We start from the raw sequence: 26,076 nt of genomic DNA, 5'->3' as shown, positions 1-26,076 counted from the left end.
TAAGATAAACATTCAACATTATTCAGACAACAGAATACTTGAGGAAAAGTCAACCAAAATAAGAGAAAAAATATTTTGATTTTGGTGTCTTAATGCGGTAATTCTTAATACCGGTCTAAAAAAGCCAGAACATTGAACAAAAGTGAGATTCTTAGAGAATTTTCATCAGACCCTGCAAGGTATTACAATGTCAGATTATTCGAAGAACAAGGATTTATCAGAAAAGACTGCTCAAAGTGTGGAAGATTTTTTTGGACGTTAGATTCAAACAGACATCTATGTCCAGATGATGGAGAAGACACATATTCATTCATAGGTGATCCGCCTACAGCAAAAAGATTTGATTATACAGAATCATGGAAACAGGTAGAAGATTTTTTTGTGAAAAATGGTCACACATCAGTTAACAGATATCCAGTAGTTTGTAGATGGCGAGATGACCTGTATTTTACAATCGCGTCAATTGTGGATTTTCAGAGAGTTATGGGCTCAAAAGTAGTCTTCGAATTTCCTTCAAATCCATTGGTAGTGCCACAAACATGTTTACGTTTCAAAGATTTAGAAAACGTTGGAGTTACTGGGAGACATTTTTCAAGTTTTTGTATGATAGGACAACACAGTATACCAAATGACCAAGGATACTGGAAGGACGAATGTGTTGACTTAGATTTTAGGTTATTGACAGAACAATTTGGAATTAAAAAAGAAGAAGTTGTTTTTGTGGAAGATGTTTGGGCAGGAGGAGGATCATTTGGATCATCATTAGAATACTTTGTCAGAGGACTTGAATTAGGAAATGCAGTTTTCACAGAATTCCAAGGAGAATTAGGAAAGCATTCAACACTTGATCAGAAAATTATTGACATGGGTGCAGGTCTAGAAAGATTTGCATGGATAACAAAAGGTACACCAACAGCATATGATTGCTGCTTTGGTCCAATAACAAATCATTTGTTTGAAAAAATAGGAATCGATTCTGATTCACAAATTTTAAGATCCTATTTCACAGCCATAGCCAAGAATTTAGAAATATTTGACGATTTGAATGATGTAAGAAAACACGCAATCGAATTTGCAGGGTTATCAGATGAACAAATCAAAAGAGTGATTACGCCTCTAGAAGGAATGTATTTGATTGCAGATCATCTTAGAACTTTAATTTTTGCAATAACAGATGGTGCACTCCCAAGCAATGTAGGCGGAGGTTATAATCTAAGAATGATGTTAAGAAGGATTATCGGAACAATGGATAGAATGGATATCAGACTAGACATGAATGAATTAGTGGATATGCATATTGATTACCTCAAGGAAACATATCCAGAATTAACTACAAAAAGAGAAGATGTAAAAACAATATTGAAACTTGAATCTCAAAGATACGTAGAGTCTAAATCAAGAATGGCAAAAATGGCCTCAAAACTAAAAGAAAAAGGAAGAGATCCAAATGTCGATGAATTAATAACATTATACGAGTCTGACGGCATAACTCCTGAATACCTAAAAGAGATCAATGTGATTTCAGAAATACCATCTTCATTTTATGCAAAACTATCAGATTTACATCAATCAGGCAAAAAAAATCCAGTTAAACAACTGCCAATAGAAGATATTCCCGAAACAGAACTTTTGTTTTACAAAGAAGACCCAATGGAATTTGATGCCAAAGTTCTAAAGGTTTTTGATAATTATGTTATACTTGACAGAACTTCATTTTATGCACGAGGAGGAGGACAGGAACCAGATCATGGAAGCATAGCAAATTTCAAAGTAATAGATGTTGACAAACATGCAGGAATTATTGTTCATAAATTAGAGGGAGGAACTCCAAAAGAAGGAGACAAGGTATCATGTAAAATAGACGTCACCAGAAGAATGAACATTACAAAAAATCACACAAGCACCCACATACTTAACACATCATCAAGAGAAGTATTAGGTTCTTGGATTTGGCAACATTCTGCATTCAAAGAAGCAGATCATGCTAGATTAGATGTTACCCATCACTCTTCATTAACTGAAGAACAAGTAAAGCAAATCGAAGATACAGCAAACAGATTAGTCAAACAAAACATTCCAGTCAAAATAGAATATTTTGACAGAGGTACTGCAGAACAAAAATACGGATTTAGAATTTATCAAGGAGGAGTAGTGCCGGTGAAATCGGTAAGAATTGTATCAATTGAAAACAAAGACATAGAAGCATGTGGTGGAACTCATGTAAAGACAACAGGAGAAATTGAATTAATTAAAATTACAAAAACAAAGAGAATACAAGATGGAGTGATAAGAATAGAATTTGTTTCTGGATCAACAGCATTTGAATATTTGGAAAAACAAAGAGAAGAAAAAGCAACACAAGAAAAGAAAAACATTCAGAAAAAGGAAATAGAAAAACAAAGAGAAGAAGCAAAACAAAAAGCCAGAGAAAAAATACCAATATTATTAGAGAAGATTCTTTCAGGACATTCAGGAAACTTAGAAGACATAGAAATTAAAGAGAAACAATGTTTTACAGCAAGTGAGAAATATGATGAGTTTTTCCACATTAATTTCGGCAAAAAAATAACCAGTAAAGAACCAAAATCATCATACTGTGGAATTTTTGAGTCAGGCCCCACTATCAGAGTAATCGCATACTGCGGTACCGAATCAGGCAAAAATGCAGGAGACATTGCCAGAGAACTCTCATCGTTATTAGGAGGATCAGGGGGAGGAGACTCCAAATTTGCACAAGGAGGAGGAAAAGACACATCTAAAAAAGATGAAATTGTAGCCAAGGCAAAGTTATTGATTTTAGGATAGGGTGGAGAAAATAATGAAACTAGATTGGAGCAGTATAGAAAAAAAATGGAGAGAAAGATGGATTGCAGAGAAACAATTTGAAACAAATCCTAACAATAAAAAGAAAAAATTCATTACAGTTGCATATCCATACCCTAATTCACCTCAACACATAGGACATGGAAGGACCTACACACTAGCAGATGTTCACGCAAGATTTTACAGAATGAAAGGATTCAATGTTTTATTTCCCATGGCATTTCATTATACTGGAACACCTATTCTCGGAATGGCAAAGAGAATAGAATCTGAAGATAAAGAGATTATCAATAATTTGAAGGAGGTATACGGGGTTCCAGAAGAGTCAATTAAAGAATTTGTAGAGCCTGTAAAAATAGCAGATTATTTTCATGAAGAGATCAAAACAGGCATGATAGAAATGGGATATTCTATTGATTGGAGACGAGAATTTACAACAATTGATCCAGTCTACAGCAAATTCATAGAATGGCAAATTAACACGCTAAAAGAGAAAAAATTAATCATTCAAGGTTCACACCCAGTTGGATGGTGTCCAAAGGACCAGAATCCAGTATCTCAACATGACACATTGGGAGATGTAGAACCAGATTTTACGGAATACATCTTGATCAAATTTAGATTAGACGATTATGTTATACCTACTGCGACATTAAGACCTGAGACAATATTCGGAGTTGTTAACTTATGGATAAATCCAGAAATAACATACAAGAAGGTTACAGTTGACGATGAAAAATGGCTCGTAAGCAAAGAGTGCGCACACAAGCTGGAATTCATGGATAAAAAGGTTACATATGATGGTGAAATCAAAGGTTCAGAATTAATCGGCAAACATGTTACTGTCCCACACAGAAATGAATCGATACCAATACTCCATGCAAGTTTTGTTGAAAGTGAAACTGGCACAGGAATAGTAATGTCTGTTCCAGCACATGCCCCTTTTGATTATCAAGCACTAGAGGACATAAAAAAATCTGGAAAGATTGAACCGGAGTTAATTGCCAAGATTAAGGAAATCAAACCCGTATCAATTATTGAAACAGAAGGATATGGAGAAAATCCTGCAAAAGAAACAGTAGAAAAATTAGGCATCACAAATCAAAATGATCCAAAATTAGAAGAAGCCACAAAAGAAATCTATGGAAAAGAATTCTACGGAGGAAAATTAAGAGCAAATACAGAAAAATTTTCTGGAATTAAAGTTGCATATGCAAAAGACACCATAAAAGAATGGCTAATAGAAAACAAATATGCAGACATCCTACTTGAGCTGACAAACACACCTGTGAGATGCAGGTGTGGAACAGAATGTGTTGTAAAAGTTCTCAATAACCAATGGTTCCTCAACTACAAGGATAAAAATTGGAAGAAAATTGCTACCAAATGTTTTGACTCGATGAATATTTTACCTAATGAGATTAAATCAGAGTTTAATTATGTCATAGGGTGGTTAAGAGAGAGAGCATGTGCTAGACAACATGGACTTGGGACAAAGTTACCGTGGGATAAAGAGTGGATTGTAGAAAGTCTTTCAGACTCAGTAATATACATGGCATATTATACACTATCCAAATTTGTAAATGACAAAACTATTACAGCAGATTATTTATCAAGAGAATTTTTTGATTTTATCTTTTTAAACAAAGGAGACATTACAAAAGTTTCTGAAATTACAAAAATTCCAAAAGAGACAATATCTAATATCAAAAAAGAATTTGAATACTTTTACCCAGTTGATTCAAGACATTCTGGCCGAGATTTAGTTCCAAACCACTTGACGTTTTTTGTCTTAAATCACGTTGCAATATTTCCAGAGGAAAAATGGCCACGTGAAATCGTAGTGAATGGATCAGTACTCATGAATGGTTCCAAAATGTCAAAAAGTATGGGCAACATTATACCATTACGAAAGGCAATTCGAGATTATGGTGCAGATCCAATAAGATTAGCCATCATAATCTCAGCAGAGTTACTCCAAGACGCAGACTTTAACATGGAATCAGTGTCAGGAATTCAAAACAAATTAGAATTATTTTATGACGAGTGCATAAAAAATGAAAACGACACGGTTGAACCACTTGAAGCTGAAGATAAATGGATTCTATCTAGAACTCAAATCCTAGTATCCCAGGTAACTACAGCAATTGAAAAAATGAGATTACGTGAGGCATTACATGATATTCTATTTGCTTTCGAGTCAGATCTTAGCTGGTATCATAAGAGAACCAAAGCTAAAAACAGAAAAGATACTGCGAAAATAATGCATCAAATAAATTCTATACGTGTAGCAATGTTATCACCATTTGCACCACATACATCAGAGGAATTATGGGAAAAGCTTGGGCATTCAGGGTTTGTCTCAATGTCAGATTGGCCAGAATTTTCACAAGAGCACGTAGATGCTACTTCAATTCAATCTGAAGAGTTGTTAAAAGAAACAATAAATGATATTGCAAATATTCTCAAGGTTACAAAAATGAGTCCAAAAAAGATCACAATATACACAGCGGACTCATTCAAATCAAAAGTGTATCACAGTATACTTGAAAAAATTATGAAAGGTCAAACGAATATGGGAGTCATCATGAAAGAATTAATAGCAAATCAAGATACTGTAAATGTAAAAAAAATTCCAGACTTTGTACAAAAAACGATAAAAGACATTCTATCAGAACCTACAGAGATTAGACAGACAAAGATAAAATCAGGTAATTTTGATGAAAAAAACTTTCTTGTAAAAGAGTTAACCGAATTAGGAAAGAAAGAATTCAATGTAGAAATTCAAATTTTTTCTGAAACAGATTCAGATATTTATGATCCGAAAGGAAAAGCCAAACACGCTAGACCATTCAAACCAGCAATTTTAATTGAATAAGGTAAACAGATAATTTTTTAATTTTAAACAACTCTAAACTAATAAAATTTCCATAAATAAGTAAATGTAATATTTTTAATTATAGACTAACATCAGATTACATTTTAAGAATTCAACATTGATTCTACTACAGATTCAAAAACAGCATAAGGCTGTGGCCCCTCAATAAAATCGATTTTATCATCAGGACCCACGATAATAAAAGATGGAGTTGCCTTAATTCCATTTTCAATACTTTTCTCAAGATTAAATACAACAGATGAATCATATTTTCCAGAATTCAAGCAATTGGAAAATGCATTGGTGTTTAATCCTAGAACTTTAGCATAAGTTTGTAAACTATCTGTATTTGCCCAACCACTATCAATTCTTCGTTGATTTGAATATAGATAAGAATGATATTCCCAATACATTCCTTGTTCTTCTGCACAATATGTAGCAGATGAGGCAGTAAGAGAATCATTTCCAAGAAAAACGATATCTACAAAATACAAATTTACTATTCCACTGTCAATGTAATTTGTAACAAGTTCAGGTTTTGTATTAACAAACCATTGTTTACATTTGGGGCACTGATAATCACCAAATTCTATAATTGTAACCATAGCATCATCTGAACCAAGAATTGGTGATGCTTGAGATAAATCCACACCACCTATTTCAAAAAAATTTGGATTTGGTTTTTCTGTTTCAACAGAAATAATTCCATTTTCAACTAGAAATTTTATTCCTTTAAGAAAATCATTATCAGAAATCAATCCTTGAGACCACCAATCTGCATTACTTTTAATCCAGGCAGGAATGGCATTAGACTTATTTTTAGAATCAACAACCGTAGCAGAAATAGTAATGATTTCTTCATTTATGAGAAATTGAATTCCAGATACAAATGTTGCATCATCAATCAAATCCTTAGACCACCAATCTGCATTACTTTTAATCCAGGCAGGAATTTTTTCAGAATTATCAAGAATCATTGTATTTTGATCTGAAATTTGTTGCCCAACTGATACTTCAAATGAAGCAGATTCTTTAGGAATAGGAGCAAAGAATATTCCCTCCACATCAACCATTACAGTATTAATTCCTTCATGGAATATTACAGGAATAGAAACAGAACCAGTACTAGTATGAGTTAATGGAATTGGTCCAAATACGAGGTCACCATTGTTTTTGATATTTACAGTATAATCAATATGTACTTGAATCACATCGGTCTTTGGTGTGAGAAATTCTATTTTTAATCTAGTTTCATCTTGAGGTTGAATGTCATCATCAAATTCTAATCTTATATCGAGAGATTTGCCACTCGAAAGTTCAGTCATAGTTTCTGCTGAAATTTCGGATATCATGTCAATTCCTGATAGAAACAATAGAAATATCACAGTAAAAGAAAAAATAACTTTGTCCATATAGTAACACAAGATTTTCTAGTTTAATTTCTTTTAGGTAATTTAGAAATTAAAAATGGTCTTCAAATACAATTTCTGATAGTTCTAATTGACCACCACGTACTGATGGAGGTTTTGCGGCCTTACCAACCACCACCATCATAACAATTACGTGATCATCAGGCAAATTAATTAATTTACCAACTTTTTCATAATCAAAACCTTTCATGGGACACGTATCATATCCCATAGATTTTGCTGCCAGCATTATTGTCTGGGCAGCCATACCACAGGATCTCATTGCTTCATCACGTTGTTGTTGAGGTTTATCGCGATATGATTTTTTTAGAGATTCAACCATAGTATTGCGAGGTTCCTCGGGAATATTTTTCCAATACCGTTCAGGATTTTTATTCCAAGAATTTAGATCAGCACACAATATTATTACTAAAGATGCTTCAGACACATGTCTCTGATCATGAGATAGACGAGATAGCTGGTTTTTCAATTCTTGCTTTGTGATTGTTACAAAACGCCAATTCTGAATATTATAAGATGTAGGAGATAGTATTGCAGACTTCAAGATTTGATCAATTTCATCGGATGTCATTTTATGATCGGCATCAAATTTTTTTATTGATCTTCTAGTATTGATTGCTTCAAACACATCCATAGAAATATTTTCAGAACACCAAATTTATTTTAATAAAAAGGTAGTTTGGGCTTAAGATCAGTTCCTACAGGATTCTGATGACAGCTCTTCACTTAAGATCAGAAACGTGATTGTTTTCTGATGACAGCGATGTCTTAAGGTCTGAAACGGTTGTAATCAGACGAGAGACGAACCTTTCAAATTAATTACTAGATTTTGATATTTAACTAACACGATTGAATTATACGAAAGCATCTGTCTAATCCTACCGAAAACTAAATTTTTCAGTGACAGAAAATTCAAAATCAGCATACCTTCGGAGTAAATTTGACAAATAATTTTTCAATTGAGAACATTATTCCGGTACAATTGTCAAATGTACCAAATTTGTTTATAGATTGTAAAGTATAATGTTAGTAGTTGTTCAGTCCCTGACAACAATCAACTTGACAGAATTCCATCTGGAAATCTAGTCATGATGATTACCTGAAACAACATCAAGCCTTACCAGGTTTTTGAGTCAGGGATTTTTAACATAGATGAAAGTTGGACACGAGTAAAATTTTCAGAGTGTGTATTTATTAGGCATAGAAAAACGGCAAATGGTCTTGAAGATAGCAGTAATGGGTATGGGAGTGGCCGGATCATATCTCATAGCCAGATTAAAAAACTCTGAACATGAAGTAGTAGGATACGAACGAATGCCGGAAGATAGGCACGACTCCATATGTGCATGGGGAACAATAAAACCAGTTCTGCAAGAATTTTGTAAGAAAGTAGATAGAGATTTTAATGATTTTCTAATTCATGACGGAAAAAATATGCATGTGAAAATGAATAATGATGTAAAATTTGATATTGGATTACATGGATTGTGCACTTATGATAAGCTAGCACTTATCAAAGATTTCATTAAGGATTCAAAAATAATTTATGGTGAATCCCCATCATTAGAAGAATTAGAATCACAATATGATATGATTGTAGATTGTACCGGATTTCATAGAGTATATCTTCCAAAATTAGAAGAAGATTTTTTCTTACCAACATATGAATACAAAGTAGAATATGAAAATGGTTTACCATATGATGACTTTTACATTGAACCATTTCCAGGGATGTCAGGATATTTTTGGTATTTCCCATTGGGAGAAAAATGGGCACATATTGGTGCAGGTGATTACAGAAAAAATCACATAAAAGCCACAGATGATTTTCTTAAAAAACATGGAGGTAAAGTTGTCAAAACCAAAGGGCGTCCAATAAGACTAGCAACACCAAACAAATGCAAGCCATTTTACAAAGACAAAGTCGTAGGTGTGGGAGAATCAATTGGAACAGTTTATGCCTTACTAGGTGAAGGAATTATTCCGAGCATGCAATGTGTTGAGATTTTCTTAGAGAACATGAATGATTTTGAAGCTTACGAAAAAGCAGTGGATGAACACTATAAAGTATATGGGAAAGTATTCAATTTTGTAAGAGCAAAAATACACAAAGATTTCAACTTTTTCAAATCCCTACCTGACTTTTTGGCCATATTCAGATACATGAAAAAGAACGAAGATAGGTTTGGAATGGATATTAAAATTTCAGATCTTATGAAAGTTGCAAAAGCTTAGTTGAAGCTGACAGAGCTAAAACCTTCTCTATTGGTTCTGCTTGATGCCATGTTATAATCATAAATAATTTTTGAATAATCTTTTAGTTCTTCTTTCATTTGTTCTAGATTTTCTGCAAGGTAAAACCCAGGACAATCACCAGTAAATTGATAGGTGGCGTGGACACGTGCTATACCTTGTTCATTTTCAAGCCAAGTCGAGAAAGGATAAAGGTAACACACCCCTGGTCTGTCAGGATGCATACTACAGCCTCCCTCACTGTTTAAAAATCTGCATGAAATATGCGTTCCATCATCAGTGACAGTTTCATCTTTTTTTCTTTTCAAATTAATCGTAGTCATAGTAGTCATTTGTCCAGATGGCCCAGGTTCTCGGTATGTGACAGTAAGGGTTTCATTTTTGATAAAATCAGAAGTCTTTTGATATTTCAAGCCTTTACCAATCGTAATAAGATCATCAGATGTAAGAGGCAATCTACCTTGCCTATCACAACAATTATGGCAGTCAGGCCAGAAACACTTCCATAAAATATACTTCTTTTCAGAATTAAGAAACGGTATGTGAAAAACGACATCTTTTACCTTTATTGGATAATCAGAAACGTCTGTTCGTTTACCAAGCATAAACTGTTTAAGTATTGGATCTACATCCCAATCTTTTTCTAACAAATTTAATGATTCTTCGATTTCTCGTTGAGACAACTATTAAGTTATAACATAATTTTCAGATATTATTAATGTTGAGTGAAAAAGGAAAATATGCATCAGCAACACAAAATCGGAGATTTGTGTGGGCAGAAATCGTATGGCCCTTGATTCTAGAAATTAATGATGTTATGTTTTCTTTAGAGCAATATCAGAAAAAAAGAGACCAGATATGTAAAGAGAAAAATGTTACAATAACAGTCACATCAAGAGGATTAGTTTCCTTAATTCAAAAGGGAATTTTACTAAAGGAAGGAAATATCTATTCAATTCATTTCAGACTAATTCCATACATGAGACTCAGAGCCAAATGCGATTACGCTACGGCAATTCACGAAGTACGAATCAAATAGAATTCAGCAAATGATTATATTCTAAAACATCAAAGTTTTGTGCAGTAGCCCGATAGTCTAGCGGTCAAATAAAATTTTAGATCAAGGATTCTGCCCTCTGGATCTCAAGAGTGGATAGGCGGAGACGGCAGTTCGAATCTGCCTCGGGCTACTGGTAAAATTCTATCTAGAAGCCTGAGCGATACGTTCTAGCTCATTCTTTTTCTTTACAGAAGGAGCAGACGGATCATTAGAGGCAGCAAGCATAAGTTGTTCTGCCATATGTTCTTCAATTGGTTTTGGATTTGAAAATGTAGCTTCTTTAATAGCATCTGAAATAAATTTTAGAGCTAAATCCACTCTTCTAATAGGTGCAACATCAACAGATACATGATAGACAGTACCGCCATAAACAATTCTGGTAGTATCTTCATTTGGAGCAGAAAATTCTACTGCTCTAACTAAAACTTCAACAGGATTCTGTCCAGTTTTTAGAGAAATAATTTCAAATGCTGTTTTAACAGTGTTAAGGACTTTGGTTTTTTTACCAGTCATCCTTCCTGTGTTTTTTGCATACTTCTTTCCAAAGTGCATTGTTTTATTCATTAATCGTTCAACGATATTGACATCAGCTTTATTGAATCGTTTAAGTGCAGAGCGACCGTAGGTATATGGTAAAATTTGTTTACGCAGAGATATGGCGGTTTTTAATCCCGGATCTTTGACTTCGATATTTGACAAATCCCATTTTCTAAATAATAAGAAATTTTTTGTTTGTGCCATTTCTATCTCCTAGGTTTCTCTTTCTTACCAATAACTAATTCGTGAAGTGATGTACCGTTAACTTTGAAAACTTTGAACCTAACTCCAGGAATATCACCCATAGCACCACCTTGTGTTGCACCCATACCTTGAATATGCACTTCATCATGTTCGTCAATAAAGTTCATGGCACCATCTCGTGGTAAGAATGCAGTAACTGTTTTACCATTTTTTATTAATTGAACACGAACACATTTTCTAATAGCAGAGTTTGGTTGTTTTGCAGCAATACCAACTTTTTCAAGAACTATGCCTCTAGCTTGTGGAGCACCACCAAGAGGATCTGCTTTCTTGTCGATTCCTAATTCTCGTCTTTTGTAAGTGGAAATTGCCCATCTCTGTTTTTTTCTTTTAGAGATCAAAACTCTACCTGCAAATAATCCAAGTGGTGATTTTGTCATATTTTACATCTCCATTGTAGCCCTTTCTGGACTATTAATCAATACACTTGTAATATCAAAATATCGTTTTGCAAGAAGTCTAGCTTTTTCTGCATTTCGCCCTTCCCTACCAACTACAATTCCTTTCTTTCTAGGGTCAACCATAACTATTGCTTGCTTTGTGCCATCGAGTCGTTTATTTATTTTTACTTCAGAAATTAATTTTGAGTTCAACAAATTGGTGAGGAATTTTGCAGGGTCTTCATCATATTCTACCAATTCAACATTTCTCTTTACAATATTTTGTAATGATTTGATATGAATTCCACCCTTTCCAATTGCAAGTCCCATTTTGCCAGTATTAACGACAAAAATTACTCTATCTTGTTTTTCATCTTCAACACAATCACGAGCAGTTGCACCAGTTACACTTTGAAAAAGGGAAAGCATTCGCATCTGATCAGTAGTAAGTTTAATGGATTGTGTCATAAGAATTCCTTTTTATCTCCGAACAAGAATTGTCTCATTTAAACTTTCATGAATTAAAAGATTCTTGTTCATTTTTTTTCCTCAGCTTCTGTATCATTCAAAATTGATTTGACGTTAGCATCATCAAGTGACGTAAATGAAAGAGTTGAAATTCTAAATTGTAAGCCGCATAATCTTCCCAATGCGACTGATGTTCCTTGAAAGTTAACTAATGGTATTTTTTCTTTTTTTGCATCAGATTCAATTTTCTCAAACATTTCTTTTTTTACTGATTGAGACAATACAATTAGCTTGGAATTTTTAACAGAGTTTAGAACTTGTCTAGTGCCCATAGTCAATTTATCCTCCTTTAAGGCATCCTTTAGTGATTTTTCAAGTATCTTACTCATGTTTTTCCTTATGACCATCGTCTTGATAGGCCTTTATAGGTTTATGGAAAGATTTTGTAAAAAAAGATGCTAATTTAGAAAATTAAAGAAAGATCTTAAAGATGAAAACGCAGACCCAACATCATCTAGGAAATTAGTAGACGATTTTTTAGGATTTGAGAGAATAGACTGTTCAAGTAAGTCTTTTTCTTTGTCGGTCACAAGAATTTCTGATTTCAACGAAGTGTCAGAAATATTATTTTTTTGCAATTCAAGTACTAAGGATTCAGTAATTGCAAGATTAGATTTTGCAGTAACATAATTAGGATTTTGTTTCAAAACTTCGTGATATAACAAGATTGCTTCGTCATATTTTTGAAGAGTTGCAAAAATGTTAGCTTTATTATTTTTTGCAGGTAAAAAATTAGGATCAATTTTGATAGCTTGATCATAGTAAATTATAGCTTCAGGAAAATATCCCAATTTACCCAATGTGGATCCCTTGTTTACAAGAATTTCAACATTGTTTGGATCCTCAGTAAGAGAATCATTAAAGAAATCAAGAGATTCTTCGAATTGGCACAATCTATACAGAGCAGGCCCCATACCATCATAATAGGAAATAGTATCAACAAATGTGTTAGAATCACATTCTAAGTTTATTTGATTTAGCATTTTTCCTAATTCTAGATCTTCAACTGTAAGATGGGTCTGTTTTTTAATTGGAAATTCAATATTGTTTTCTATTACTAATATTTCAGAATCAATAATTTCAGAATTGGATTGTTTCTCACCATTATCTTGACTTAGACTACCAACAAGTTCTGGTGTTGGTTGTTCTTCAACTGGTGTTGGTTGTTCTTCAACTGGTGTTGGTTGTTCTTCAACTGGTGTTGGTTGTTCTTCAACTGGTGTTGGTTGTTCTTCAACTGGTGTTGGTTGTTCTTCAACTGGTGTTGGTTGTTCTTCAACTGGTGTTGGTTGTTCTTCAACTGGTGTTGGTTGTTCTTCAACTGGTGTTGGTTGTTCTTCAACGGAATTATTTTCATTTACTTGATTATCAATTGGCAAAGGGAGATTTTCATAATAATCAAAAAATGAAATTTTTTCAGATTCTCCATAGTGAGCTTTTATTGAATATGTACCGTCAATTCTAAAGTTCACACCAGATTTTACAAAAAAATTACTTGAGAATTCAAGATTAGAGTCAACATTTGCAAGATAGAAACCAGTAGGCATGCCAAAAGGATCATAAACACCAATCAAAACATCAGAGGCGTCAAGTGATGAGACTTGACCATTAATCCAAATTATGTCACCACCTGTATACTGTTTCTTATTAGTAGAAAGTATAAGAATTTCAGATAGAGGTATTTCATCATTTTGAGAAGGATTAGTTGTGATTTCAGAATTTTCAATATTAAAAAAATATTCTTTTGAGTATGAACCATATTCTAATTTTGCCTTGTAAGTTCCAGATTTCTCATATGATGAAGAATCTAGCGAAATGGTTTTAGAAAAAGTTTGGTTAGAGATTTCCAGATTATTCGCAGAAATAATTTTCTCATCAGGATCATAGATGCTCAAAGCAATTATGGGCATTCCAAGTTCCAAAATATCTCCAGAAATAGAAATAGAATCACCAAAAAAATACTGTTTCTTATCAAAATCAGCAACAAAAGAATCATCATCTGCAAAGACATAATCAATAACAAATGTACTAGACACAGATAACACTAATAGTATACTAAGCAAATATCCTAACACAGGACTAAAAACAAAATTTTTCTATTTAATCATCACGTAGAAATTATACTTTCTATTCAATCAATACATTTTTTGACATAGGTGGAGACAATGGCAATGTATCATTTAGAGATTTCCAGACAAAAGTTTCAATGATATAATTTCCAGATTCTGTAGGGAACCAAGATTGTGAGACATCAAGAACTTGATTAGCAGACAACTCACCAGTTATCCAAGAAATTGATTCGATCTGATTACTGGATGAACGAATTTGTATCAAGTACACAAATTGCTGTTTAAAATTTTGATCATTTTTAACAGTACCAACTATCTGAACCGGATTTTCTGCAGATAATGATTCCAGAGAGTTACCAAAACTATCTGAGAAAGATATGGGAAAATTTTCTATTAATTGGGTTGAAGGAATAGATGATGTTACTTGAGATGAGGTTTGAATTTCTAATTTATCATTAATTGAGTATGGTTTTGGCAGAGTAAAATCATCATACTTTGCAACAATCTGATCTCCAGGGATTGAATAAAGGCTGTTTCCACTAGAAGGTAGAGTTGAGGATAAAATAATCTGAGATTTAAACATTCCAGAACTTTCTGAAGTTTCAATAGCATTTACTTCAATACCGGCTATATCAGAGTCAGAATAAACTTGAAGAAGAACATGATCAATTGATTCTGGATTTAGATTCATGTCTGGATCAACGATTTGAACAATTACAATTTCGTTGGATAAGAAATTTTCATCATGAAATTGAATCTTACCCAAGTTCCATGTTACAGGAACGGAATGCGTTAATACGACATTTTCAGCAAATTCAAATGAGACAGATATTGCAGAATCACGGTCGATTTCTAGAAAACCATTAGTTGGACCATTTCCAGTAGTTCTAGGAGTTACATCAATGTCTCCATCTCCGTTTGCATCATGTGGAAATCCTGTAAGGATAATCTCTCCTGTAAAAATACCAGAATTTACATCAGTTTCTGTAAATCGGTATGGTTCTAGACTATGCTCTCGCGTTGAGATTTTTATTGGATGATCATTGGTGTTCCCAATTGAGTCAATTAGATGTCTATCAGTATTCCAGCTTGGTGCAATAATTGTCATTTTTACTTTATCAGTCCAAGAATATTTTGGTTTGTCAGTAAAAATTGGAGAGTAAGGATCTTCATAATCAGGAATTACTTGTCCAAAAACAGAACCTACAACTAATGATGTAATCAGAAACGAAAGAATCACAGTGAATTTAACACTAGATCAAATTTAATGTTTGAGAGAATTAGGATTTTTCTTCCTCAGGAATAGAAATGGCCAGAATATTATCTCCCCGTAACAGGATAGTACCCAATTTCTGAGGAGTTTCTTCGGATATATCTTCAGCATCGTCTAATGTAAGGTTCATGTGTACATCAAAGTCTTTTAAAATACCGTGCACGGTTTTATTATTTCGTAATCGGAGCAACACATCTTTTGTTTTGCTGTTATTCATCAAAGTAGAAATTTCGTCAGCCATAGTTATTCATGTAGATTTAGGTTTTCTTTCCTCACTTTTTCTTACTTACTTGCATGTATAAATCAACAGTACCACTGCCAATTGGAATGTTACTTCCAACAATTACATTTTCAGTTATGCCTTTGAGTTGTTCAATTTCGCCACCAAGAGCAGCATGAGCAATTGTTGGAACTGTAATTTCAAATGCAGCTCTTGCAAGAACACTGTCTTTAGTACCAGCTATTCCATGTCTACCAATTTGTTGCATATATCCTCTTGAACACATCAAATCAGAAACGAGCATAATGTATCTATTATCGACTTCTAATCCCTGGTCTTCCAAAGTACTGTTTAGTTCATTAATCAATGCATTTCGTGCAGCTTCAATTCCAAGAGTTCCAGCAATTTCAAATACGTTGTTTGTACGAACATTCTGTTTATCTATTCCTTTTACTTCAAGAACTTTAGCAATGTTAGAGCCGGTTGTTTGTATGACCCACTCTTCATCTTTTTGAACTAATGTAACACGTTCAATGTCGGGAACTCCTTTAACAGTTGTATTAAGAACCTTATTTCTAATGGCAATAACAGTTGGAGCGTCTGATTCTTCAACAAGTTTGAGAGTAATGAGATCACCTGTGGTTTCTAGTTTGAATTTTTTATTTGATGATAACGCAGCCTCAACTTCTCCAATGGAGCAGCCTCTCTCTCGTAGTCTGTTCTCGCTAAGAATCAATTTGATTTCAGTTGAGTAATCAGTTTCACTATCAGATATTAACGCACTAACTTTTGTTTGTAAGACATTTCTTGCAACTTCAATTGCCTTTTCACGAGATTTCTTTGATTCTTCATCAAGATAGATATCCATAGTAGGAGTAACAGGTTTTTTCCTGGCATCTACCAATTCTATCAATCTAGGCAAACCTAAGGTGACGTTTCGCTCTTTAATTCCGGCAAAGTGGAATGTTCTCAGAGTCATCTGTGTTCCAGGTTCACCAATTGATTGAGCAGTAATGATTCCTACTGCTTGTCCTGGTTCTACTTTTGCTTTATCATATAATGATAGGCCTTTTTTACATACAACTTCAACGCCGTCTTTGCTTAGATCTGATTCATGTAATGCATCAGTAACAAGAGAAGTCAATCTAGGATTGAATGTTTTAGTGTATTTTTTAGTTAACGTGTCAATTTCATCTTTAGTTGCTTTTTTACCAGAATCAACAATTTTTTGAGATTCAATTAATCTGTTAATATTGAAAGCTTCACCATGATCACTTTTTGCAACATCTATTCCATCTTCTCCGTATAGGAATTGAACTATATGTCCATGTGGATCTCTTACGGTTCCATCATATTCAAGTCTGATATGTTCTAATGCGTTAATTAACCTACGTTGCATGTATCCACTTTGCTGAGTTCTAACTGCAGTATCTACTAGTCCTTCGCGGCCTCCCATGGCATGGAAAAAGAATTCAAGTGCTGAAAGACCTTCTCGGTAGTTAGACTTTACAAATCCATGAGCATCAGGATTGTTATCATGTTCTTGATAATGAGGTAATGCACGGTTATTGTATCCATCATGGAGTCTATTTCCTCTTCTTGATTGTTGTCCCAGGGCACCTGCCATTTGTCCAACGTTAAGAGATGAACCTCTGGCACCAGTGGTAGCCATAATTTTACCAGCATTACCGGCATCAAGAGAATCATTTGCAGTAGAGCCGGCTTTATCTCTGGCTTTTCCTAATTCATTAACAATGTAAGCCTCTAAAGCCTCTTCAGGTCTCATACCTCGTGTGAGTTTCAAAGTTCCTTTTTCATATTGATCAGTTAAATCAGAGATTATATCATATGTTTCCTGAATATCATCTAGAATCTGTTGTTTGTTTTTTTCTGGGACTTCTAGATCACCATAACCATAACTAAATCCATAATGAGTGATAAATTGTTTAACCATGATTAAAATAGAATTCAAGAAGTTTTTACCAACTGCATTTCCATAATCTTTGGCAATTCTATGTAAAACACTTTCAGGTTCTTCAGCACCAATAGAAGATTTATCAATTACACCGCTGATTAATTCACCATTTTTTATAACAACATCTTTTGGAGTTCCCTTGGTACCTTTAGACCATTTTGAAGTAATAACATAGTTGAAGTCCTTTGGTAAAAATAATGAAAAAAGTTGTTTTCCAGTGTATGCAGGTCCATCTTTAGTTTTAGTTGCAGGTTTTGGGAGGGAATCGTGATATCCACCTAGCATTGCAAGATTTGAAAATTCTTGAGGAGTTAAAGTTGTGTCATCTTTAGTTAGAAGATAAGCACCAGTAACAAAATCTCTTAATGCACCAATAATTGGACCACCATATCGAGGAGAAATTAATTGATCTTGAACCCTCATTAAGAGAATTGCCTCTGCACGTGCTTCTTCACTCTGTGGAACATGAAGATTCATTTCATCACCATCAAAGTCTGCATTGTATGGAGGACAGACTGATGGATGCAGTCTAAACGTTTTACCTGGAAGAACTCTAACATAATGAGCCATAATAGACATTTGGTGAAGTGAAGGTTGCCTGTTAAACATAACAATATCACCATCTGCTAGATGACGTTCAACGAGATATCCAAGTTCAAGAGTCTCGGCTATAGTAGACCTATCTTCAACAAAATCTAATCTTATCTTAACACCATCAGGTCTTACAATATAATTTACTCCAGGAAAAGTTTCTGGACCATTAATTACGAGTTCTCTCATTCTTTCAATATTCCATTCAGTTACTATTTCAGGAATAGTTAGTTTCATTGCTACTGCTTCAGGAACACCTACTTCAGATAAATCTAGATTTGGATCAGGAGATATTACAGTTCTGCTAGAAAAGTCAACACGCTTTCCGGATAGTGAGCCTCTAAATCTACCTTCTTTTCCTTTCAATCTCTGAGTGAGAGTTTTCAAAGGACGTCCTGAACGATGATGTGCTTGTGGAATTCCAGAAACTTCATTATCAAAATAAGTTGTAGTGTGATATTGTAACAAGTCAACTAAGTCTTGTACAATCAATGGGGGGGTTCCTGCATCCTTACTTTCTTTTAATCTCTGATTTACACGTATGATATCAACCATTTTATGAGTTAGATCATCTTCAGACCTAATTCCTGTTTCAAGAATAATTGAAGGTCTTACAGTTACAGGAGGTACAGGTAAAGCCTGGAGTATAAACCACTCAGGTCTAGCAGTCACAGGATCATAAGATAATAATTCTAAATCTTCATCTAGAATTTGTGAAAACCTCTCTCTAATAGTAATAGGTAGTAACCTATGTTCACCAATTTCAGTTTTTTCTACAAAAATTGTAGGTTTGGTAAAAATTAATTCGTACTGTGTTTTTCCACAGTGTGGACATTCTTTTGCTTTTTTTGCTTTTTCAATTATTTGTTCAGGAATACGTTTCTGGGAAATTACAGTATATGCAGCTTCTTTAGTTTTTATTTTCTTGAATACTTCAAGATCTTCTTGAGGAACTTTAAGCCTTGCACAAGAACGACAAGTGGATTGAAGTAATTTGTAGATATTATCAATAAACGCAATGTGTAATACAGGTTCTGCAAGTTCAATGTGTCCAAAGTGTCCAGGACATCTAGCCGCAGTGTTTCCACATGTAAGGCATTTTTGTCCAGGTTCAAGAGTACCTAGTCTACCATCCATAAGACCCCCCTGTACAGGCATTCCATCTTCATCATAAGTTTCAGGAGCTGTAATTTCTGCAACAGAGTACTTTCGAATTTCAGTTGGAGACCAAACTGAAAAACGTATTCCATCAATGGACTTAATCGCTTGGATAGACATGTCAGACTTTCTCCTTAATTAACAATCGAGGGGCAACATTAAGACTTTGCATTTCTTGTAAGAGAAGTTTAAAGGCATATGCAACAGATACAGATGATACTTTAGCTTTGTCACCACAAACTCTGCAAACATACTTTCGTTGTTTAACATCATGATAAGCTACCAAACCACATCTCTCACAGACAAAAATATCAGATTTGTCAGACTCGTCTAGCAACCTATCTTTTAGAATCATTGAGGCACCATATGCAATTAGGCAATCACGTTCCATTTCACCAAATCTTAGTCCACCACCACGTGCTCTTCCTTCTGTGGGTTGTTTGGTTAACATCTGCACTTGACCACGAGCTCTTGCATGAATCTTATCTGCAACCATATGGTGAAGTTTTTGATAATACACAACCCCAATGAAAACATCAACTGGAAATGATTTTCCAGTTCTTCCGTCATACATTATTTCTTTACCAGAATATTTGAAACCATGTGCATCCATTACTTCTTTTACTTCATCCATCTTTTCACCTACAAATGCGGAACCGTCAAATCTTTTACCACGTAATGCCGCGGCTTTTCCACAAATAGACTCCATCATCATGCCAACAGTCATTCTTGATGGGAAAGCATGTGGATTAATCAATACGTCTGGAGACATTCCATTTGCAGTATATGGTAAATCTTCAGATTTTGCTAAAATTCCAAGTACACCTTTTTGTCCATGTCGTGAAGCAAATTTATCACCAATTTCAGGAATTCTCATATCTCTTGCTCTAATCTTATACATTTTACCACCTTCATTGGATTGAGTCATTACAACAGTATCAACTACTCCGGTTTCAGAAGGTCTAACACCAATTGATGTATCACGTCGATATGGTCCTGTGGATTCAAATTCACGATATTCTTCCATGAATCTAGGAGGACTTGTTTTTCCAATCAAGATATCTCCACCTTTGACAGGAGATTCAGATGCAACAACACCATCTTCTTCAAGTAAACGATAAGCACGTTCCCCTTTGTAACCTCGAATATTATCTTCAGCATTTGGAATCTCAAAGTTATCGCGCATACCTCCTGGGTATTGTTTAGCTTCTGCGTCATAGATTCTAAAGAAAAATGTACGTCCAAGTCCTCTATCAACAGAGGCTTTACTTAGAACAATTGCGTCTTCAATATTATAACCATCAAAAGGCAACACAGCTACAACACAGTTTTGTCCTGCAGGCCTATCCTCTAAACCCAATAGATTCATTGCTTTGGTATTAACAATTGGAGTTTGTGGATAGAGCATAAAATGTTGCCTTACGTAAGTACTAGTATTCATCATAGGGGTAGAAAATCCTAAACTTTGTTTTGCCATAGCAGATTCGTATGTATTTCTTGGAGATTGATTATGTTCAGGATACGGAATTATTGATGCTCCTGCACCTAATATTGCTGGAGGAAATACTTCAAGATGAGTATGTCTCTTTGCGTCTTTTTCATCTAGAGTAACATAACAATTTTCCTCTTCATTTGCATCAATCATTTCAATCACACCCATTCTCAGAAGATCAGTCCAGGAAAGTAATTTTTTAGAAATTTTATCTAAAAGATCTTGTGTCAGTAATGGTTTATCATCTTTAATTACAATAAGAGGTCGAAGAACTCTTCCAGCATTACAATTAACATAAAGTCTTCTGGTGGAACCTTCAATTTCGGATTTATGAAATGACACTCCCACATGCGGATGAATTTTTGAATTTCGTCTCAAGTCTCTAAGAGAATCAGCTAGTTGTTCACCATCTTTATAATATCCTATTAAACGACCATCAACAAAAATTCTGGTTCCATCTTTCTTTAGATCCTCTTTTGCGTCAAAGAAATGGACGGTTCCAAGATCATATAATTTCTCTACAATTTCTTCAGAAGGGACGTTGACAGAAATGATTCCAGATAATGCCAAATTTTTCACTAGTCCACAATTGGAACCTTCAGGTGTCTCACTGGGACATATTCTTCCAAAGTGAGTTGCATGTAGATCTCGTGCTTCAAAGTTTGGTTGAGTTCTACTAAGTGGAGATTGAATTCTTCTAAGATGACTAATAGTTGAAAGGTAATTGGTTCTATCAAGTAGTTGAGTAACACCAACACGTCCACGACCCCAATTTCCAGTTGCAATTGCGTTGTTTAGTTTGTCAGTAATAATTCCAGGTCGTATTGCAGCAGCAACAGCATTAATTCCTCGTTTTTGGCCTGAACGTTCAAGTTGATATTTCATATCTCGAACAAGATTTCTAAATGCAGTTCTAAACAAATCGGCCAACATTTGACCTGCAAATTTTATTACTTTATTTCCATAATGATCTTTGTCATCAGGAGAAATCCAAGACAATTTTAGTTCCAATAGTTTGCATGCAGCTTCGCCTAGAAATTGGGCTTTTTCCTTACGATTCTCTGGGTGTTTACCTAAGTGTGGCAATAATCCCCAATCAAGTAAAGTCTCTGCTCGTTTTATTTGAAATTCTTCTAACATACCAGGAGCAATACGTTTGCTTATGTAGACAATTGCATCCTTGGCAGTTGGTACATCACCTGCTTTTTCAAAAGAGCCTTCTAACTCATCTTGTAATTCATCTACTAAAGAAACAGCTGCAGCAATTTCTCTATCAGACTCCAACCCCAAAGATCTCATAAGAGTAACTACTGGAATATCAACAGGAGAACCAGGAATTCTAGCAACTATCAATCCGTCATTTTTCATAACAAGTTCAAGTTTAGCACGGTAACCAACAATGGAAGAATACACTTTTGCTTTAAAGACAACATTACCTCCTACAGTTTCCCTATCAACAATTATTTTGTTATAAGAAAGATCTTCTAATCCAACGATTACCCGCTCAGAACCATTTATGATAAAATAGCCACCAGGATCGTTAGGATCTTCACCGTGTTCAATTAATTTTTGAGTGGAAAAGTTATGCAGAATACATGCATTGGATTTTGCCATTACAGGTACATCACCAATATGTACAAATCTAGATTCCAAGATTTTTCCATCTTCAACCACACTAGCTTCCATCATAACTGGAGCAGAATAGGAAACATTTCTCAATCTTGCTTCTGCAGGAGTAATGTGTGTAATTGAACCATCAAGTTCCATCATACGAGGTTGTTGTAGCTTAACTTTGCCTAATTGAATTTTATATGGATATTCAGCGTTTTCAATTTCGATTTGTGCCACTTCATTAATGATACTTTGTAGACCACGTTCTAGAAATTCATCAAAAGAATTCAGGTGTTGACGTGCAATTCCTTCCCGTTTCAATATATCCTGAATTACAGGCCATCGTTTTGTAGAAGAGTCAGCCACTATACTTCCACCACATATCGATAATAGAGACTTTCACCAGCAGTAGGACTTTTTCTAGTAATCTTAATTACATCACCAGGTTTTACTCCCAGACCAAGTATTGCAGGATCATTTACAAAGATTAGAGGTAATTCAGTAGGTTTACAATTATATTTTTTTAGTACTTCTTCAGCTTCTTGTTTTGGAATAATTTCATGTTTTGGAACATAGATATGATCTGGCACTAAGATTTGGTTTTTTTTAGTTGCCATCTATATAACCTCCATTCGAACATTAAATGTAATAGCTAATAATGCACACAAACTGTCAAAATTTCACGCTCAGGTTAATATATATCTAATCTGAAATTCGGCAAAAAGAGTGTTTTTTCTCTTTAGTCAATAAATTTTTTCACAACCTTAAATAGTATAAATCTAGGCCAAAGATTGATGAAAACTCATCTATCGGTGTTAGCCCTTTCTGCAATTTTGGTTGTAAGTATTGGAATGACGCCAGCATTTGGACAAATACAAAACTCGATTATTGTTACTACGGATAAAGCATCCTATTCTGAGGGTGAAACAATCCTTGTAACAGGCGAAGTCAGAGATCTGTATTCAGGGACCCCAGTCAGCATGATAGTTAAGGCTCCTAATGGAAACTTAGTATCGATTGCACAAGTAACAGTAGGTGGAGACAAAAAGTTTAGTACCGAAATTACTGCAGGTGGATCATTAATGAAATCTGAAGGGGCATACTCAATTACAGTTCAATATGGAACAGAAAATCGTTCAGCCACAACATCATTTGAATTTGGTGGTTCTACAGTCACATCACCAGGTGGAAATGTTGATTCACAGGTAACAGATTCAACAGTATCTATCGAGGGCGCAAGTGATTTGATAGGATATGACATTACAGGCGGAAAGCTGCTAAGCATAATGCCTGATGTAGATGCCAGCTCACTAATCATTTCTATTGATGCAACTGATGATGGTTCACTAACTCTCACAATCCCTAGATCTGTAGCGGATGCATTATTTGAAAACGGAGATGATGATGAATTCTTTGTTTTAATTGATGGAGAAGAGGTGGAAGACTTTGACGAAGTAAAATCATCAACAGAACGAACACTAACCATAGGATTTTCAGCAGGTGCTGAAGAGATCGAAATAATTGGAACTTTTGTAGTCCCAGAGTTTGGTGCAATTGCAATGATGGTTCTAGCAGTAGCAATTATCTCAATAGTTGCAATCTCTGCAAGATCAAGACTTAGCATTATGCCAAGATACTAAATTTCATCTTTTTTCTCTTTTTAAATATACATAAATACCAAGATGATTGGTTTGAATTAGGATGAATTTTAAACGTTCTACAACATCTATGGCAATAGCCCTTATGGCGCTGTCATTAATTTCAGTGACCTCAATCCAGCAAGATGTATTTGCTCAAAGCCTAGGAATGTCCATTACAGCCACAGCAGATAAAGGATCTGATACAATTGTTGTTTCAGGAAAAACGATTTCACAAATTACAGACGTTACACTTACGGTAACATCCCCAAGTGGAAATAATTTAGTGTCTGTTGATCAGATTTCACCAGATGCCGACGGTAATTTTGTATCGGAATTCAAGATCGGTCCAACATGGACGGAGAATGGATTTTACAAAATTACAGCTATGCAGGGAATGCAACAAAATTCTTTGTACACACTAAAGGTTCTTGTTGAAATAACAAATGGAATGGCTGAGAAAACTTCTGCAACACAATCTAACCTAGAGACAGGAATTTTTGTGCCAAATGAAACAAACATTGCTGAAGATGCAGGTATCGAAATTTATGCAGAGGCTGTTATAGGCTCAGACAGAATTGAGATTACAGGATGGACAGACAGAGTAAGTCAAGATATAACTTTGACAGTTACTGCACCAAATGGAAACATAGTATCTGTAGATCAAGTAACACCAATGCTTGATGGACAATTTACTTCCGTGATCATTACTGGAGGACCACTATGGATTCAGGATGGAGAATATACTGTAACAGCACAACAATTTGAAGATCCAAAATATACTGCTTCAGAAATAGTAGATATTGAGGATGGGGTGGTAGTACCAGAGTTTGGTGCAATTGCAATGATGGTTCTAGCAGTAGCAATTATCTCAATAGTTGCAATCTCTGCAAGATCAAGACTTAGCATTATGCCAAGATACTAAGTTCACAACTTTTTTCTCTTTTTAAATATACATAAATAGAGACAGGTGCAATTCGCAACAAGATGAACAGCCGTACGTCGTTCGCGCTACTAGCCATTTTGACTGCAGTCAGTACTTTAACCATGTCATCTGCATATGCAGCAGAAAATAGTAATCTGCCACAAGCATGTGTAGGATGTTCCATGGACGATGCTAGAACAACAGCAAATGAGATGTTACTTAAAGACATCCCAATCTCTGTATGGACAGATAAGACTAGTTATGGTCATAATGACATGATTATGGTAAAGGGCAAAGTAGCAAACATAGATTCTGGTTTTCCAGTTACAGTCACTGTTGTTAGTCCACTTAATTCCATTGTTACAGTTGATCAAGTAACTGTAGGAGAAAAAGGGAATTTCGAGACTACATTAAACACAGGAGGCAAAATATGGAAATATGACGGTACCTACACCATTAAGGTAAACTATGGTAGTGCTGAAAAAAGTAACAGCGTAAAAGTTGAATTAATGGGTGGAGTAGAATACACACCTAGTTATGAGACACAGACTCCAAGTAAGCAATGTGGACCTGGCGATCTATCTGCAAGTGGTCAATGCGTACCATTTAGTATTTCAGGTGGAACTGTAACTAGTGCAGCTATCAATTTAGATGATAACTCGATTGTCATCAATATCAACGCCAAAGATGATGGAGTTCTCACAGTAACACCATCAAAAACAGTCCAAGACGGTATCTTCATGGTATTAGTTGATGGAGAAGAATGGGATGATGTAGAAATTGTTGCAAATAAAGTAACAGTGATGTTCCCAGCAGGCGCTGAACAAATTGAAGTGATTGGTACTTTTGTAATTCCAGAGTTTGGTGCAATTGCAATGATGGTTCTAGCAGTAGCAATTATCTCAATAGTTGCAATCTCTGCAAGATCAAGACTTAGCATTATGCCAAGATACTAGAATCACAACTTTTTTC

At 34.8% G+C, this 26,076-nt stretch carries 20 protein-coding genes and 1 tRNA gene; 8 read left to right on the top strand and 13 right to left on the bottom strand.

Annotation, left to right across the window (positions count from 1 at the left end; all coding sequences use genetic code 11):
- Window positions 1–132 precede the first annotated feature (132 nt).
- Together alaS and leuS are read left to right on the top strand one after the other, a co-directional pair.
- Window positions 133–2,805, top strand: a complete 2,673-nt coding sequence (gene alaS / locus ACOQN3_RS01830) for an alanine--tRNA ligase (protein ID WP_420544786.1) — start codon at window positions 133–135, stop codon at window positions 2,803–2,805.
- A 13-nt stretch (window positions 2,806–2,818) separates the two neighbouring features.
- Window positions 2,819–5,701: a leucine--tRNA ligase gene (gene leuS, locus ACOQN3_RS01825; protein ID WP_420544785.1), complete on the top strand. Its 2,883-nt coding sequence runs from the start codon at window positions 2,819–2,821 to the stop codon at window positions 5,699–5,701.
- A gap of 104 nt (window positions 5,702–5,805) precedes the next feature.
- On the opposite strand, the gene ACOQN3_RS01820 is transcribed toward leuS, so the two are convergent.
- Both ACOQN3_RS01820 and ACOQN3_RS01815 read right to left on the bottom strand, forming a co-directional pair.
- Entirely contained in the window at window positions 5,806–7,113 is a 1,308-nt protein-coding gene (locus ACOQN3_RS01820) for a DsbA family protein (protein ID WP_420544784.1), read from the bottom strand.
- A 49-nt stretch (window positions 7,114–7,162) separates the two neighbouring features.
- Window positions 7,163–7,765: a nitroreductase family protein gene (locus ACOQN3_RS01815; protein ID WP_420544783.1), complete on the bottom strand. Its 603-nt coding sequence runs from the start codon at window positions 7,763–7,765 to the stop codon at window positions 7,163–7,165.
- Between the two features lie 581 nt (window positions 7,766–8,346).
- Between ACOQN3_RS01815 and ACOQN3_RS01810 the strand changes: the two genes are divergently transcribed.
- Window positions 8,347–9,366 (top strand): NAD(P)/FAD-dependent oxidoreductase, encoded by a 1,020-nt coding sequence (locus ACOQN3_RS01810; RefSeq protein WP_420544782.1) that lies wholly within the window; start codon window positions 8,347–8,349, stop codon window positions 9,364–9,366.
- Here the strand turns inward: ACOQN3_RS01810 and ACOQN3_RS01805 are convergent.
- Window positions 9,363–10,067, bottom strand: coding sequence for a YkgJ family cysteine cluster protein (locus tag ACOQN3_RS01805; RefSeq protein ID WP_420544781.1), 705 nt, complete (start codon window positions 10,065–10,067; stop codon window positions 9,363–9,365). The two genes, ACOQN3_RS01810 and ACOQN3_RS01805, sit on opposite strands and share 4 nt — an antisense overlap.
- Before the next feature lie 35 nt (window positions 10,068–10,102).
- Here ACOQN3_RS01805 and ACOQN3_RS01800 point away from each other — a divergent pair, with 35 nt between their 5' ends.
- Window positions 10,103–10,423 carry a hypothetical protein gene (locus ACOQN3_RS01800; protein ID WP_420544780.1) on the top strand — a complete coding sequence of 107 codons (321 nt, stop codon included), beginning with the start codon at window positions 10,103–10,105 and terminating at the stop codon, window positions 10,421–10,423.
- Window positions 10,424–10,469: 46 nt separating this feature from the next.
- Window positions 10,470–10,574: transfer RNA gene (locus tag ACOQN3_RS01795), tRNA-Gln, on the top strand.
- Window positions 10,575–10,585: 11 nt separating this feature from the next.
- Here ACOQN3_RS01795 and ACOQN3_RS01790 read toward each other — a convergent pair.
- The 10 genes from ACOQN3_RS01790 to ACOQN3_RS01745 all read right to left on the bottom strand — a co-directional run bounded on the left by ACOQN3_RS01790 (window position 10,586) and on the right by ACOQN3_RS01745 (window position 23,159).
- On the bottom strand, window positions 10,586–11,185 hold the full coding sequence (locus ACOQN3_RS01790; protein ID WP_420544779.1) for a 30S ribosomal protein S7: 600 nt from the start codon (window positions 11,183–11,185) through the stop codon (window positions 10,586–10,588).
- Window positions 11,186–11,187: 2 nt separating this feature from the next.
- Window positions 11,188–11,625 carry a 30S ribosomal protein S12 gene (locus tag ACOQN3_RS01785; RefSeq protein WP_420544778.1) on the bottom strand — a complete coding sequence of 146 codons (438 nt, stop codon included), beginning with the start codon at window positions 11,623–11,625 and terminating at the stop codon, window positions 11,188–11,190.
- A 3-nt stretch (window positions 11,626–11,628) separates the two neighbouring features.
- Window positions 11,629–12,093: a NusA-like transcription termination signal-binding factor gene (locus ACOQN3_RS01780; RefSeq protein ID WP_420544777.1), complete on the bottom strand. Its 465-nt coding sequence runs from the start codon at window positions 12,091–12,093 to the stop codon at window positions 11,629–11,631.
- A 68-nt stretch (window positions 12,094–12,161) separates the two neighbouring features.
- Entirely contained in the window at window positions 12,162–12,482 is a 321-nt protein-coding gene (locus ACOQN3_RS01775; RefSeq protein WP_420544776.1) for a ribosomal L7Ae/L30e/S12e/Gadd45 family protein, read from the bottom strand.
- Window positions 12,483–12,551: 69 nt separating this feature from the next.
- Window positions 12,552–14,189, bottom strand: a complete 1,638-nt coding sequence (locus tag ACOQN3_RS01770; RefSeq protein ID WP_420544775.1) for a tetratricopeptide repeat protein — start codon at window positions 14,187–14,189, stop codon at window positions 12,552–12,554.
- Window positions 14,190–14,280: 91 nt separating this feature from the next.
- Complete coding sequence (locus ACOQN3_RS01765) at window positions 14,281–15,462, bottom strand: hypothetical protein (protein WP_420544774.1); 1,182 nt, start codon at window positions 15,460–15,462, stop codon at window positions 14,281–14,283.
- Between the two features lie 40 nt (window positions 15,463–15,502).
- Window positions 15,503–15,736, bottom strand: coding sequence for an LSm family protein (locus tag ACOQN3_RS01760; RefSeq protein WP_420544773.1), 234 nt, complete (start codon window positions 15,734–15,736; stop codon window positions 15,503–15,505).
- Between the two features lie 31 nt (window positions 15,737–15,767).
- Window positions 15,768–19,559: a DNA-directed RNA polymerase subunit A' gene (locus ACOQN3_RS01755; RefSeq protein ID WP_420544772.1), complete on the bottom strand. Its 3,792-nt coding sequence runs from the start codon at window positions 19,557–19,559 to the stop codon at window positions 15,768–15,770.
- A gap of 1 nt (window position 19,560) precedes the next feature.
- Window positions 19,561–22,908: a DNA-directed RNA polymerase subunit B gene (locus ACOQN3_RS01750; RefSeq protein ID WP_420544771.1), complete on the bottom strand. Its 3,348-nt coding sequence runs from the start codon at window positions 22,906–22,908 to the stop codon at window positions 19,561–19,563.
- Window positions 22,908–23,159 carry a DNA-directed RNA polymerase subunit H gene (locus tag ACOQN3_RS01745; protein ID WP_420544770.1) on the bottom strand — a complete coding sequence of 84 codons (252 nt, stop codon included), beginning with the start codon at window positions 23,157–23,159 and terminating at the stop codon, window positions 22,908–22,910. The genes ACOQN3_RS01750 and ACOQN3_RS01745 overlap by 1 nt, the downstream gene beginning before the upstream one ends.
- 177 nt (window positions 23,160–23,336) lie before the next feature.
- On the opposite strand from ACOQN3_RS01745, the gene ACOQN3_RS01740 reads away from it, so the two are divergent.
- From ACOQN3_RS01740 to ACOQN3_RS01730, 3 genes are all read left to right on the top strand, one after another.
- Window positions 23,337–24,182 carry a PEFG-CTERM sorting domain-containing protein gene (locus ACOQN3_RS01740; RefSeq protein WP_420544769.1) on the top strand — a complete coding sequence of 282 codons (846 nt, stop codon included), beginning with the start codon at window positions 23,337–23,339 and terminating at the stop codon, window positions 24,180–24,182.
- Window positions 24,183–24,243: 61 nt separating this feature from the next.
- On the top strand, window positions 24,244–25,104 hold the full coding sequence (locus ACOQN3_RS01735; RefSeq protein ID WP_420544768.1) for a PEFG-CTERM sorting domain-containing protein: 861 nt from the start codon (window positions 24,244–24,246) through the stop codon (window positions 25,102–25,104).
- A gap of 122 nt (window positions 25,105–25,226) precedes the next feature.
- On the top strand, window positions 25,227–26,060 hold the full coding sequence (locus ACOQN3_RS01730; RefSeq protein WP_420544767.1) for a PEFG-CTERM sorting domain-containing protein: 834 nt from the start codon (window positions 25,227–25,229) through the stop codon (window positions 26,058–26,060).
- Window positions 26,061–26,076: the final 16 nt, after the last annotated feature.

The organism is Candidatus Nitrosopumilus sp., from assembly GCF_965223225.1.
Classification (GTDB): domain Archaea; phylum Thermoproteota; class Nitrososphaeria; order Nitrososphaerales; family Nitrosopumilaceae; genus Nitrosopumilus.
Note: the sequence above shows the minus strand (reverse complement) of the source record. Positions and strands in the feature narration are given on the sequence as shown.

Excerpts from the sequence above, each read along its gene's own strand:
- leuS (WP_420544785.1), top strand. The coding sequence starts at position 2,819 with ATGAAACTAGATTGGAGCAGTATAGAAAAAAAATGGAGAGAAAGATGG.
- ACOQN3_RS01820 (WP_420544784.1), bottom strand. The coding sequence starts at position 7,113 with ATGGACAAAGTTATTTTTTCTTTTACTGTGATATTTCTATTGTTTCTA.
- ACOQN3_RS01815 (WP_420544783.1), bottom strand. The coding sequence starts at position 7,765 with ATGGATGTGTTTGAAGCAATCAATACTAGAAGATCAATAAAAAAATTT.
- ACOQN3_RS01810 (WP_420544782.1), top strand. The coding sequence starts at position 8,347 with ATGGTCTTGAAGATAGCAGTAATGGGTATGGGAGTGGCCGGATCATAT.
- ACOQN3_RS01800 (WP_420544780.1), top strand. The coding sequence starts at position 10,103 with ATGTTGAGTGAAAAAGGAAAATATGCATCAGCAACACAAAATCGGAGA.
- ACOQN3_RS01790 (WP_420544779.1), bottom strand. The coding sequence starts at position 11,185 with ATGGCACAAACAAAAAATTTCTTATTATTTAGAAAATGGGATTTGTCA.
- ACOQN3_RS01785 (WP_420544778.1), bottom strand. The coding sequence starts at position 11,625 with ATGACAAAATCACCACTTGGATTATTTGCAGGTAGAGTTTTGATCTCT.
- ACOQN3_RS01780 (WP_420544777.1), bottom strand. The coding sequence starts at position 12,093 with ATGACACAATCCATTAAACTTACTACTGATCAGATGCGAATGCTTTCC.
- ACOQN3_RS01775 (WP_420544776.1), bottom strand. The coding sequence starts at position 12,482 with ATGAGTAAGATACTTGAAAAATCACTAAAGGATGCCTTAAAGGAGGAT.
- ACOQN3_RS01760 (WP_420544773.1), bottom strand. The coding sequence starts at position 15,736 with ATGGCTGACGAAATTTCTACTTTGATGAATAACAGCAAAACAAAAGAT.
- ACOQN3_RS01755 (WP_420544772.1), bottom strand. The coding sequence starts at position 19,559 with ATGTCTATCCAAGCGATTAAGTCCATTGATGGAATACGTTTTTCAGTT.
- ACOQN3_RS01745 (WP_420544770.1), bottom strand. The coding sequence starts at position 23,159 with ATGGCAACTAAAAAAAACCAAATCTTAGTGCCAGATCATATCTATGTT.
- ACOQN3_RS01740 (WP_420544769.1), top strand. The coding sequence starts at position 23,337 with ATGAAAACTCATCTATCGGTGTTAGCCCTTTCTGCAATTTTGGTTGTA.
- ACOQN3_RS01735 (WP_420544768.1), top strand. The coding sequence starts at position 24,244 with ATGAATTTTAAACGTTCTACAACATCTATGGCAATAGCCCTTATGGCG.
- ACOQN3_RS01730 (WP_420544767.1), top strand. The coding sequence starts at position 25,227 with ATGTCATCTGCATATGCAGCAGAAAATAGTAATCTGCCACAAGCATGT.